This window comes from Streptomyces sp. NPDC048291, assembly GCF_043201715.1.
Classification (GTDB): domain Bacteria; phylum Actinomycetota; class Actinomycetes; order Streptomycetales; family Streptomycetaceae; genus Streptomyces.
Window position 1 is genome coordinate 34,944 of record NZ_JBICZC010000028.1, and the last position, 11,918, is coordinate 46,861.

10 protein-coding genes are annotated in these 11,918 nt (G+C 71.9%); 2 read left to right on the top strand and 8 right to left on the bottom strand.

Going from position 1 to position 11,918, the window contains the following annotated elements; all coding sequences use genetic code 11:
• Window position 1 precedes the first annotated feature (1 nt).
• From ACGF5O_RS47710 to ACGF5O_RS47730, 5 genes are read right to left on the bottom strand one after another with little or no spacing between them, the layout of a single operon-like run.
• Window positions 2-355 (bottom strand): hypothetical protein, encoded by a 354-nt coding sequence (locus ACGF5O_RS47710; protein ID WP_393816223.1) that lies wholly within the window; start codon window positions 353-355, stop codon window positions 2-4.
• Window positions 352-3,045, bottom strand: a complete 2,694-nt coding sequence (locus ACGF5O_RS47715; RefSeq protein ID WP_393816224.1) for an ATP-binding protein — start codon at window positions 3,043-3,045, stop codon at window positions 352-354. The genes ACGF5O_RS47710 and ACGF5O_RS47715 overlap by 4 nt, the downstream gene beginning before the upstream one ends.
• On the bottom strand, window positions 3,042-3,617 hold the full coding sequence (locus ACGF5O_RS47720) for a hypothetical protein (protein ID WP_393816225.1): 576 nt from the start codon (window positions 3,615-3,617) through the stop codon (window positions 3,042-3,044). Before ACGF5O_RS47720 ends, ACGF5O_RS47715 begins: the two co-directional genes overlap by 4 nt.
• Window positions 3,614-3,955: a hypothetical protein gene (locus tag ACGF5O_RS47725; protein ID WP_393816226.1), complete on the bottom strand. Its 342-nt coding sequence runs from the start codon at window positions 3,953-3,955 to the stop codon at window positions 3,614-3,616. The genes ACGF5O_RS47720 and ACGF5O_RS47725 overlap by 4 nt, the downstream gene beginning before the upstream one ends.
• Window positions 3,952-4,881, bottom strand: a complete 930-nt coding sequence (locus ACGF5O_RS47730; RefSeq protein WP_393816227.1) for a conjugal transfer protein — start codon at window positions 4,879-4,881, stop codon at window positions 3,952-3,954. The genes ACGF5O_RS47725 and ACGF5O_RS47730 overlap by 4 nt, the downstream gene beginning before the upstream one ends.
• 702 nt (window positions 4,882-5,583) lie before the next feature.
• Between ACGF5O_RS47730 and ACGF5O_RS47735 the strand changes: the two genes are divergently transcribed.
• Window positions 5,584-7,023: a hypothetical protein gene (locus tag ACGF5O_RS47735; RefSeq protein ID WP_393816228.1), complete on the top strand. Its 1,440-nt coding sequence runs from the start codon at window positions 5,584-5,586 to the stop codon at window positions 7,021-7,023.
• Entirely contained in the window at window positions 7,020-8,474 is a 1,455-nt protein-coding gene (locus tag ACGF5O_RS47740; protein ID WP_393816229.1) for a hypothetical protein, read from the top strand. The genes ACGF5O_RS47735 and ACGF5O_RS47740 overlap by 4 nt, the downstream gene beginning before the upstream one ends.
• A 145-nt stretch (window positions 8,475-8,619) precedes the next feature.
• On the opposite strand, the gene ACGF5O_RS47745 is transcribed toward ACGF5O_RS47740, so the two are convergent.
• The 3 genes from ACGF5O_RS47745 to ACGF5O_RS47755 form a co-directional block, all read right to left on the bottom strand.
• Complete coding sequence (locus ACGF5O_RS47745; protein WP_393816230.1) at window positions 8,620-9,873, bottom strand: DNA cytosine methyltransferase; 1,254 nt, start codon at window positions 9,871-9,873, stop codon at window positions 8,620-8,622.
• A 1-nt stretch (window position 9,874) separates the two neighbouring features.
• On the bottom strand, window positions 9,875-10,972 hold the full coding sequence (locus ACGF5O_RS47750; protein WP_393816231.1) for a phosphoadenosine phosphosulfate reductase: 1,098 nt from the start codon (window positions 10,970-10,972) through the stop codon (window positions 9,875-9,877).
• Window positions 10,973-11,055: 83 nt separating this feature from the next.
• A complete protein-coding gene (locus ACGF5O_RS47755) occupies window positions 11,056-11,898 on the bottom strand; it encodes a hypothetical protein (protein ID WP_393816232.1) in 843 nt (280 codons plus the stop codon).
• Window positions 11,899-11,918: the final 20 nt, after the last annotated feature.

Here is an 11,918-nt window from a genome sequence, read left to right on the forward strand (position 1 = left end):
GTCAGCGCCGCCTCTGCCGAGCCGAGGGCTGCAGCCGCCACACCACCAGGGCGGCCACGCCTGCACAGGCCGGCGCCAGCTGCCACGCTGCACGGGACACGGCGTGCCGGTCCGGTGCAGCCTCGGCGGTTGCGGTGCCGCGCTCGCAGTAGGCCTTGGCCGGGCCGACGATCAGGGTGCAGGGGTCGTGGTGTGCGTCGCCTGCGTCGGCGGCGAAGGCCTGCCCGGTGTGGGGCCACCACGCATCCGGCAGGATCACCCCGAGGACGACCGCGCCGAGAGCCACGATGATCAGGGTGGCGATGCTGGCTGCCGTGGCGATGCGCCGGGAGCGGTCCCAGGACGCGGCGGTCATCCGACGTGCTCCTTCGATTCGACGTTCACGGCCCCGCCGGCATCGGCGCCGGCCGCGGCGGGCGCGGCCGCACTGGGGCGGCGTCCCGGTGTGGTGGTGACGGACGTGGTGATACGCGCGATGCGGGGGATGGAGACCTTGATGCGGCCGGTGTTCTGCCGGGGGCAGGTCAGCAGGAACTCGCCCTCCCGGCCCCGCTGGCCGACAGGGGACAGACCGGTGGTCACCAGCCGCACCAACGCCGCGTCGCTCGGGTCGAGCCCGACGAACTCCAGCCCGCGGCGGGCGCGTTCACGGTCCGTGGTGCGGGCGAGAGCGCGGTAGGCCATCAGTCCTCGGTCGGGGCCGAGTTCCTCCGCGTCATGGGATCCGGCGAGCAGGCCGGCGCCGTGCTTGCGGCCGTCGTGAAGGATCTCGTGGACCAGAGCGGTGCCTTCGGCCGACGACGTCAGCCAGTACAGCTCGTCCGCCACGACTGCGGTGAACCGTTCCGGGTCCTCGAAAGCCGTCTGCCGGGCGATCGCGGCGATCAGGTAGAGAACGGCGCGGCCGATGAGCGCCTCCAGCGGCTGCTGGTGCAGGACCTCGGGCTTGTCGAACGCGGCCTTCGGGGGCAGCTTCAGGCCGGTCGTGGTGATCACGATCATGTCGGATGCGCTGGAGGCGTCCAGCCGCACCGGCGGCAGCGTGGGGTCGAAGACCATACGGGCCAGCGAGTTGCCGGCCACGACGCGGATGAGACCGGCGAGGGTGGTCGCGGCGTCCTGCCGCTTGCCCACCTCGCTCGTCGCCATCTCCTCCAGGACCTCAAGGACGCGGTGCATGGAGGGATCCGGGCCGGCGGCGGCCTGCTCGACCGCGTGGTGCAGGACCTCGCCACTGGTACTCATCGGGCCGATCCCGAGCTGCAGAGTCAGATACGACAGGGCGTAGTGGCGGCCTTCAGGGCCATTGAACATGCGCAGCGGGTCGATGCTCACCTCGGCGCGCGCGGCGTCGATGATCTGGGCGCGGCCCCTCGCCGCGGTGCGGGCGAAGGTCGCCCACTCGCGGACGGGGGTGCGGTCGATGCAGATCGCGCAGCCCCCGCGCGCCCACACCGCCTCCGCGATCAGCTTCTGCAGGACGCTCTTGCCGGCGCCGAGATCCCCGACGATTCCCATCGAGGCCGAGGCGTCCACCTTGGGTGCGTCGGCTACGTTGATCATCACGGGGCGGGTCGTGCCGCTGTCCAGGTCGATGCCGAGGAACATCCCGTTCGGGTCGCCGACCTCCGCGGTGGTGAAGGCGCCGCCCAGCGCCCAGTCCTCGCTGACCTGATGCTGGGTGAACTCCCGCACCACGCCGGGCCGTACGGTGCCGGGCAGTCCCAGGGTGAACAGTGCCTCCTGCAGGCCGGCCGGGCGCACCGCGCGGTAGTCCGCGCCGCCGAGCAGCGCGGTCAGGGCGCGGGCCCGGGCATCGCACACGGCGGCGGTCGGGCCCCACACGGTCAGGACGGTCACCGACTGGACCTCGACCTCGACGGAGGTACGGGACAGCCGGGCGTCCAGCTCGCCGAGGTCGCGCGCTGCCTCGGTGAGCGAGGCCGGCATGCCGGTGGGCCGGGCGTCGTACTGGTCGGCCTGGTCGACCAGCTCGTTCTTCTTGCGCCGCACCTGGTCGCGGGCCTTCTCCGCGGGCAGCAGCGTGAGGTCGACGGTGTAGTCGACGGGAAAGTCGAGCAACTCCAGCTGCGCGAACAGATCCGCCGCATCCTGGGCGATGGCGGGCGGACACTCGGCCAGCGCCAGCTGCGCCTGGTAGCCGACGCCGGCGTCGGACTCCACCTGCAGCCAGCGCCGCCCCAGCGGCGAGCCGGTGTTCAGCCGCCACCAGGCCGTGCGGCCCGACCGGGTGATCCGGCCTGCACTCTTGAGCTCGTCGGCATCGTCGAGTTCGGGATCGATGCCGCCCTCCTGCAGCCGGACCTGGCCGAGTTCGGCGTAGCTGGGGGAGCGCAGCACGCCGCCCCTGAGCTGCCCGCCGTACAGGTCGCTGCTCTCGGCCTCGGCGAGCAGCGGTTCCGCGAGACCGCGGTGAAGGGCGTGCTGGATCATCCACACGATCTCCGCCGGACGGGCGGGACGGAAGGCGAGGCCGCCGGCGAGCGCGGCCTCCACCCGGGAAGCCTGCTCGCGGTAGGCGTTCACCTCGCGCCGGGCCACCGGCACGGGCGTGATGCCCAGCATCGGCGCGATCTCCGCCCATGCCGCGCCCACGGACGCCGACACCTGCAAGCCGGTGCCTTCCGTCTGCAAGGGCACGGCCAGCCACAGGGTGCGGCGGTGCATCTCCTGGTCGTCCAGCAGGCCCAGGGCGGCCTCGACGTTCTCCACCCACGGGTGCCGGCCCGCGCCCGGCGCCTGCTCGGCCGGCTCGATGCCCTCGATCATGCGCAGGGCGATCTCACCCGGGTCGACCTGCGCGCACAGCCCGAACAGGCGCGGTGCCCCGGACAGCGAGCGGATCAAGTGAGTGATCTTGGCCAGCTGTTCGTCGCGGACCGCCGCGGGCAGGTAGGTGCCCTGCACGGTGTCCTCACGCTGGCCCCGCGCGTCCGCTCCGGGGTGCAGGCGATAGAGGGCCCACACACTGCCGTGTGTCGACCACACGAGGTGCCCGGCGATGTGACGGATCGGAACCCTCACCGGACACCCCCACCGTGCTGCGCGAGCGCGAGCAGCTGCTGCACACCCGACACCGGCCCCGCCGGCTCTGCGGGAACAGCCGGCTCCGGGCGGCTGCGCGGCGCGGAGGAGCGACGGGTGCCGGGCGGCTTCAGCGGCGCTCGATGTGCGGGCCGCCGGGCGAGCCTGGCCTCTGCCGCAGGGCCGGGCACGGGTGCCCCTTCGATGGTGAAACCGCCGAGCAGGGGGTGAGGGGCGCGGTCGCGGGCGGCCCGCCCGCCGATCCGGCCTCCGCGCGGCTGCCAGCCGAGCAGTACCCAGCCGAGGGCGGCCTGCAGCGGGGCACGGCCCCGGATCTTCGGCCGGCGTACCGCCCAGATCGCCAGCAGCCACGCGACGATGGGGATGGGCCCCATCCACGTCCACCAGCTGATCGTCTTGATCAGGAGGAAGCCGCCGCCGACGGCGAGTGCGATCTGCGCGGGGGTGTAGGGGCCGAGCGGGATCTTCCAGTCGGCGACCTTGCCCAGGACCCAGGGGTGACGGCGCGCGGCGGTGTAGTAGCGGCCCACCCGTGCCGCGGCCGCGGTCACAGCCAGCCTCCGACGCCCGGAGAGTGGTCACGGGACACGGGGAGATCGGACCGGACGACGCCGGGCGAGGCCGGTGCGCCCTTGGCCGGGTTCTTCACCTCGTCCTCGAACATGTTGGCGAGGCTGTCGCGGGAGTTGTACAGCCCGAGCGCGATGATCATCAACAACAGGGCGCCGATGCCGGCCTTCAGCGAGAACTTCTGGACCATGACCACGACGACCAGCACGAGGAGACCGGCCTGCAGGCCCTTGGTCGCCCACTCCTTGAACATGTCGATCCAGCTGTTGCCGAGGTCGTTGAGCTGCCCCGCGAGCATCAGGGAGTGCACCGTGTTCACCGGGCACCTCCGCCCTGGGCGGTCCCGGACTCCAGCGCGGCGACTTCCCACCGGCCCGAGCGGGCCTTGAGGGTGAGCTCGTAGGCCAGCGGCCACCGGCCGCCGGCGTCCTGGGCCTCCACCCGGACGAGGACGCGTACCTTCGTGCCGTCGGCCGGCACCTTCTCGGCGGCCGCGGCCTCCTCGGCGGCCAGGACCTGCTCGATGGAGACCGCCGTGTACGGGGCGGGGGAGACGGCGGTGAGGTTCACCCCGGGAGCGAGGTAGCGGTCGACCTCTCCGGACCCGGTCAGATACGCGGCGAGGAACTCGCCGAGCGCGGAGGACAGATCACCGTCCGGGACGCTCACGCCATACGGCGACGCCGGCACCTCGGCCCGGGCCGGGCCGGCCACCACGCCGGGCACACCGGTCACCGCGAACGAGGTACCGGACCGGTCGGCGGCCACCGGCACGGCGTAGTAGCGCACCGAGCCGCCGGAGTACTGCGCAGCCACGGTCACCGACCACGCCCCAGTGCCGCGCTGCGCACTGCGCACCGCCGTCACCGACTGCGGCGCCGACTGCGCATCGGCGGCCGGCTCCGGCAGGTCGACGTCCGGCGCCATCGACTGCGCAAGCCGCGCCTGCGCACTCGTCTCGTCGCCCGCGCTGCTGCGCAACCAGGCGCCAAGGAACACCTGCGCATAGCCGCTCGGGTTGCCGGCGGCCGCAGTGCGCACCGCGGTGGGCTTGTCCGAGGTGGCCGCCTGCACCGTGGTCGGGGTGGAGGCGACGGCGACGCACAGGGCGATCGGGCCGGCCGCGATGACGGTCCAGACCGCCACGCGCGAGAGGCGGACGCGACGTCGCATCGCCTCCAGGCGGGCGCCCGCCACCATCGGAGCAGCGGCCTCGCTCTGTGAGGCCTGCAGGCCAGGGGACATGTTCAAACTCCCAGGTCAGGACGAATGTTGCTGACCTTGAGAAAACCCGTCGGCCCCGACCCGACCACCGACCACCAGACCCCGACCACGGTCACGATGGGGACACGAAGCCCATGGTCGGGGTCATGGTCGGCCCGACCACAGGCCCGACCACGGGCAGGCAACGAACCGGCGGTCGTGCCCGCCCCAGAGCCTTCGGCCCGACCGCCGCTACGCGGCCGCGGTCCGCGCAGCCGCCGGGCTCGCACTGATGCGCAGCCGGATGCCAGTTACGACGTGGCGCGCGGCCGGCGTTGCGCAGAGCCTCCCCAGACCTGCGCAACGAGGATTCGGGAGGCGCCACATCAGATGCGCAGCGGGCACGCACTCCGACCGCGCAGGACCCACGCCCGGTTGCGCAGCCGCCGTGCGCAACGCCCGCCCGAGGGCTGCGCAACCGGACTGCGCACCTTCCGGGAAACCGCGCTGGAGATGCGTGGTCGGCCCGACCATGACCCCGACCACGGCAGGTAGACAGCCTCCGTTGCCGGATCGTGACCGGTGGTCGGGGTTCGTGGCTGCCGGACCGGTCGGGGCCGGCGGGTGATCTGTCGGCATGAAACGCACGCACCTCCCCACACCCGGGAATGGAGACGGCCCCCCGCCGGCGGTCCCGGCGTCCTGCCCCGGCTACGGCGCGCAGCCCGCGTCCAGGGCACGGCGGTGAGTCGTTTCGGGGCGGGGGTCCGCCGGGGTGTGATGGCGGCCGACCGGTTCACGCAGATCGCGAACGGACTGTTCCGGGACAGTCGGTTGTCGTTCAAGGCGAAGGGGATCTTCGGGTACGTCAGCACCCACCGGGACGGCTGGCAGATCACCATCCCCCACCTGGTCTCGCAAGGCCTCGACGGACGGGAGGCGGTCCGCGCCGGCCTGAAGGAACTGGAGCGGTACGGCTACCTCGTCCGCGAGCGCCTGCGCCGCCCGGACGGGACGCTCGGCGAGGTCGTCTACTCGATCACCGACCGTCCCGCCGTCGTCGAGATCTCCGCCCCAGGGGCCACCTCCGCCCTTGCGATCGAGGACGAACGCGACGCCGGTTTCGGGGCGGGGGTCCGCCGGGGTGTTATGGCCGCCGATCAGTACACGCAGATCGCGAACGGACTGTTCCGGGACAGCCGGCTGTCGTTCAAGGCAAAGGGGATCTTCGGGTACGTCAGCACCCACCGGGACGGCTGGCAGGTAACCGTCGCCGAGCTCGTGCGCCGAGGCCGCGAAGGCGTCGACGCGGTCACCACCGGGCTCAAGCAGCTGGAGCAGCACGGATTCCTCTGCCGCAGCCGCGACCGCAACCCCGACGGCACGCTCGGCCAGGCGCTGTACTTCATCACCGACCTGCCCGCTCTGGAAAACGCCACGTCACAGCCAGAGTCGGGTTTTCCAGGATTGGCTGAGCCAACGTTGGCTGATCCCGGCACTAAGAACACCAACAGAAAGAAGACCAACAGAGAGAACACCAGCCCCCTCCCTCCGTGCCGCCCCACCGGCGCCGCACGCACACCGGGACGCCGGCACCAGCCGGACGCAACGGCCACGAAGGCCGAGCCCGCAGCCGATGAGATGCACCCGGGGATCCGGCTGCTCCTCGACCTCGGAGCGGCCCGCCCCGACCTGCTGCTGACCGGGAAGACGCTCACCGATCAAGGCCGCATCGTGACCGTGATGCTGGAAGCCGGCTGGAGCACGGAGCACCTCCGGCACGTCATCGCCGACCGGCCCCTGCCCCACCCCGTCCGCACGACGGTCGGCGCGATCATCGCCGCCCGCCTGCGCGCCGCCCAGGCCTACCCGCCGCCCGCCATCGAGGCCGACCACCACGACCAGGCCGCCTGGGACGACCCGCCGCGCCGGCGGAACCCCCACTCCGCGGCCGCCCGCACGGTGAGCGAAGCACTCACCTACCGGGCCCTCGTCGAATGCGCCGGCTGCGGCCGTCCAGGGACCGCCCCCGGCGAGGACCTCTGCCCGGCCTGCCTCGGCTGGCCGCTGTGCCGCACGTGCCCCGGACCCACACCGCGACGCGCCCACCCCCACGGCGACGGCCGCTGCACCACGTGTGCCTCCGCCCTGACCGACCACCACCTGGAAGGAAGCAGCCCGTGACCGACACCCTCCACACGCCACCGCCGACCGCACACCACGAGCGCCCCTTTGCCCGCGACTCGGGACGGTGGGAGAAGGAATGCTCCCGCGCCCTCAGGACCGGACACATCCGCGACCACACCTGCTCGGCAGCCTGCGAGCCCGTGATCGTCTACGAGCGCACCGGATGGGGCTGGTTCGCCTGGACGGTACCCGCAGACGGCAGTTCGCCGGCCATCCCCCACCAGATCGGGGTACTCACCCCGGCCGCCACCCGTACACAGCGCCTCGCCCTGCGCTGGGTGACCCGGCGCCCCGACCGGCGTATCGCCGTCGGTGCTCTCCCCGGCTCGCTGCGGTTGTCCACCGCCTCCATGGCCCTCATCAGCCTGCTCATTGGCCTGATGGCCATCCACCGCGGAATCCCGGTCACCGTTGCCCTGCCGGCCATGCTCCTGGCCCCCCTGGTCGCCGAGTACCTCCCCGACCGGCTGGACGCCTGGGCCCGCGAATACGTCCGCACGGTCGCAGGTGACGGCGCCTGCCGCTACCTGCACCGTCTCGCCGCCTTGCACACCGTCCTCGTCCAGGCCGCCGTCGGCAGCGACCGCTACGAGCTGCGCCGCTCGGCCGAGCTCGGCCACGACCTGCTCTGGGACACCGCCGATCTGCTCCAGACCCAGGACACCCGCTCAGCCTCCGCCTACCTCATCACCCGCGAGCGCCTGATGGTCCAACTCGTCCACCAGGTCACCCAGATCCTCAACCACACCACGGAGGACGGCCCGGCCGGCTCGAACCCGGACTCCGACCCCGCGCAGCCCACGGATCCGCACCCGCAAGCCACGCGGCCGGCAACCGACCCGGCACCTCGGCACGCACCCACCCCACTCCTGCAGAAAGGAACACCGCACATGCCGCAGCCCGAGCCCATCCCGATGACCCGCTCCCGGGACGTCTACCTCCTCTTCGCCCACGAGCCGTACCACCCGGTCGGCGCCCAGGAGATCAACACGTCCGTTGTCGCGGCAGCCTCGCTGTTGCACCCCGGCGTACGGCAGCCCGACGGCGTTCGCATCCACGACCACCTTGTCCGCGGCCGTCGGCCGAGCGAGATCGTGCCGCTGTCCACGCTCACCCACGAACTCGACGGTGGCGCACGCTGGACGGAGGTCGGCGACTGGGAGGCCGTGACCCGCGACCTGCTGCAGCTCATCCGCGACAACGAATGCGACGCCCTCAGCCTGGGGCTGCCGGTTATCGCTCACGCCCTCGCGTGCGCGGGCCCGCACAGCGAGGTCCGCACCATCGACCCCACGTCCGGAGCACAGCGTACGTACGGGCCCGCCGACCGGATCGAGGTGCTTGTCGAGGTCGGCAAGCACCTGGCCTGGGCGGAAGCGGGATCCCCTCTGTGGCCCGGCCACGGCCTGCTCACTCCACTCGCTGGCACCGGACAGGAACCCTGGTGACTCGGGCACGGATCGCTCCACGGCCCACCGCTGAAGGCAGGAAGCAACCTCTGGCGGACACAACACGGCGCCCCAGGCCATCGCCTGGGGCGCCGCAGCGTTGCGCACCCGCGCACGAGAACTGCTCACTCGGACGTCTGGGCCGTCAGGACGGTAGAATCTTCAACGTTTCCAGAGCTGTCCAGGTGGCGACCGTTACGGGTACCGCGTCGCCCACCTGGAGTTTCCGAGCGGGCTCCTCACCGGCGAACTCGTGATGCTCGGGGAATCCCTGGGCCTCGGCGTTCTCCTCGACGGTCAGCGGCCGGTACTCGCACGCGTCGATGTTCATGTTCGGGGCGGGACGCGCGAGGTAGTGGTGGGCGCCGCCCTGAGCGGTGACCGTCCCGATCGGAACGTCGAGGGAAGTCGCGCCGCCGTGGTTGCGGCGGGTGACGATGAACGGCTTGCCGCCGAACAGCTTGTGGCCCTCCACCACGCCGGCACGGGCCGCAGGCGCGTACGCCTCGAACTCGGTACGGTCCTGGCGGCCGTCGCCGAACCGGTGCCCGCGCACCGTCTCATCGATCACCTCGCCGATGCCCCGGACGACCGGCTCGACGCGCGCATGGCGCCGCTGGGTCGGGCATACGTAGTAGTACGAACGCTTCGCCAGGGAGGCGCCGCTCTTGGGCATCCTGCGCAGGTAGGCGCCGATGCGGCGGCCGCGGCCGTTCTGAACGCCCGGCCAGTGCTGGATGCCCCGTACCGGACCGCAGTTCGGGCAGGTCGAGAGGGGGCGGGGCTGCAGGTCGGGCACTTTGCCGACGTCCTTGCGAACCATCACCCACACGAGCCGGTCGCGGTACTGGGGGACCGGGTCAAGGACGGTGCCGTCCGGCATCTCGACGGTGACGTGAGCTGAGTTCACGCAGGCCAGCGTCGTGTAGTAGCCGTGGCGACCGAGGACGTCCCACACCCCCAGCCAAGCGTCGAAGAGCCGCGGGTTGCGGGTGAAGAACCCGGGCACGTTCTCTCCTACATAGGCCAGCGGTTCGTGGACGTCGGCGTAGCGGATGGGCTCCCACGCGGTCATGCGCGTCTGCTCCCACCGGTTGGGCCTCCCCTGCGTTCCGTCGCCGACGTCGAACTCCAGCTGCACGCGGGCCCTGCTGTTGCCGCCGGCAGGGGTTGCTTCCCGGCAGATCGGTGAGCCGGCCAGGACGTCCGCGTAGGGCAGGGTGCGCATGTCGATGGTCTGGATCGCTGCTTCTCGCGTGTAGAGGTCCGGGACGTTGGCGCGGGCGGTCTTGATGGCCCACGGATTGTGGTTGGCGCCGAAGAGCGGGGTGTATCCCGCGTTCATGAAGCCGCGGCCGTCGCCCCAGCCTCCGCTGAACAGGTGGCCAGAGGTGTACACGTCACACCTCCCGGTCCGTAACAGGGGCGGCCGCGCCGCCTGCTGCGCAGCTGTCGCAGCCGCCGGGCAGAGCATCCGCCGCAGAAGCGGGACGGACGTAGCGAGCGCGCTTGGCGGGCTTCTTCAGCGCGGCCTCGACGGCACGCTCCATGGCGTCGAACTCGGGACCCTCGTCCTCGATGACCACCCCGGGATCAGGGGCCTTGGCCCGGCCCGCCCGCTCGATCAACTCGGCCATGCTGGTGTTGGGGTTGAAGGGGACACCCCGTACCCGCTCGACGAGCGCATACAAGTCGGCCAGCCGAGGCCTGCGCCGCACGGCGAGCAGGAGGTCCCGCTGGTTGGCGAGGACGCACAGCGAGCACGAGCAGCGGCTGGAGCCCATCCAGTCGCCGGCGCCGGGGCGGGAGTCGTAGCACCACTGGTGGGGAAGGCCCCGCTCGTCCGTCCAGTCCTTCACCTCCTGGGTGGTGACCTGGTGCGCCGGGGACCACTCGTGCACGATCCGGGCCGTGTTCTCGGTGGTCGTACGCAGCGCGGGCCGCTTCTTGCGGTCCGCGCTCTCGTCGGCCCTGATCCCCAGGACGTTGGCGCAGACCGTCGGACGGCCGAGCCGTTTCTTGCGGTCCCTGACCATGGAGCTGAAGGCGCCGTAGATGGGGCCGGTCTTCCAGTCGCTCCGGCAGGGCAGTACGCCCTTCCACGGCCAGTCACCGCGCTCCGCGATGTAGGTCAACAGGTCGTAGGGGACCCGTTCGCCCTCCAGTTCCCGGGTCCGGCGGACTTCGATGTGCCGCTCGGGAGGCACCCCCAGGGCGCGGCTGTGCAGGGCCGCCAGCTCGCTGCTGCCGGGGTAGCGGATGCCGTCGACGGTGACGGCGGGCCACTCCAAGGGGCCGAGCGAGGCGTGGATCGTGTAGACCCGGTCCTCGACGCCGGCGGCGCGCGCAGTGTCCAGGGCCAGGGCGGCGGCCCGAGGGCCGTCCTTCCCGCCCGAGAGATTGAGGATGTAGATGTCGACCTCGTCCGGGACGAGGTCCGGTACGCGGGCGGCTTCGTGTTCGTCGGGGAACAGGCCGAGCTGCAGACTGCCGCTCATGGCGGAATCTCCTTGTGAGCTGGGTTGGTGGCCTGTCGGCCGGGCGTTGCCGCGCCCGGCCGACAGGTGATGGGGCAGGCGCCTCAGGCGCGGGACTGCCGGGGCTCGTCCCGGAGGACGGGCGCGCCGCCGTGCTGGCGGGCGTACTTGATTACGGCGGCCGTCAGTGCCGCGGTGTCGGCGGCGCGGGTCCGGATCCTGCGGGGAGAGCGGTAGACCTCGACGGCTCCGTCGCCGGCGCCGACCCAGACGGCGAGCCACTCGCCGGGGGCGGCCTCAGCGCACCCGGAGCCGTCCTTGTGCTCGTCGGCGGGTGTGCCGCTGATGGTGATCTCGGAAGCGTCGGCCAGCGGGACGCGCAGGCACGGTCCCGCCTTCTCGTGGCTGGAGATCCAGCCCAGGCCCTCGGACTCCAGGCCGCCCACGAGCGAGGTGGTGAAGTCGTCCGGCAGGTCATGGAGTTGGACGTCACGGGTGTAGTGGGTGAGGGTGATGTCGAGGATCCGGAGAGTGGAGACGTCGACATGGACGGCGTGGGCGTGGCCCTGCGTCTGGACGGTCCACTCGTAGAAGTAGCGGACGTCGTCACCAGTGCAGAGCACGGCAGGACCGTGGCCGGTCAGCGAACCGTCCTCCAGTACGCGGGCGAACCGGAAGAACCGCTTCACCTCGAACGCGCCGGCCGGGAGGCCCGGCAGCGGCGTCCGCTCGCCCGAGCCCGGCAGGTCCGCGAAGGTGGCGAGGGCGGACGCCTGGACGAGCGTGTGTTCGGTGAACCCCACTCGGGCGGTCGACGGCTTCGACGACCAGAACTCGTGGTGGTGGACGGCGGCTGATGCGTGGAGCGCCGTCGAGCGGTGCACGGACCCGTACCGGTCGTAGACGGTCACCGTCCAGTACACGGTTCGGGCTTCTGTTTTGATCACGTCTGCTCCTGTGTCGGCTG

What these genes read in the sequence shown, in the direction of transcription:
- ACGF5O_RS47730 (WP_393816227.1), bottom strand. Translation starts at nt 4,881, where the DNA reads ATGTCCCCTGGCCTGCAGGCCTCACAGAGCGAGGCCGCTGCTCCGATG.
- ACGF5O_RS47750 (WP_393816231.1), bottom strand. Translation starts at nt 10,972, where the DNA reads ATGAGCGGCAGTCTGCAGCTCGGCCTGTTCCCCGACGAACACGAAGCC.
- ACGF5O_RS47710 (WP_393816223.1), bottom strand. Translation starts at nt 355, where the DNA reads ATGACCGCCGCGTCCTGGGACCGCTCCCGGCGCATCGCCACGGCAGCC.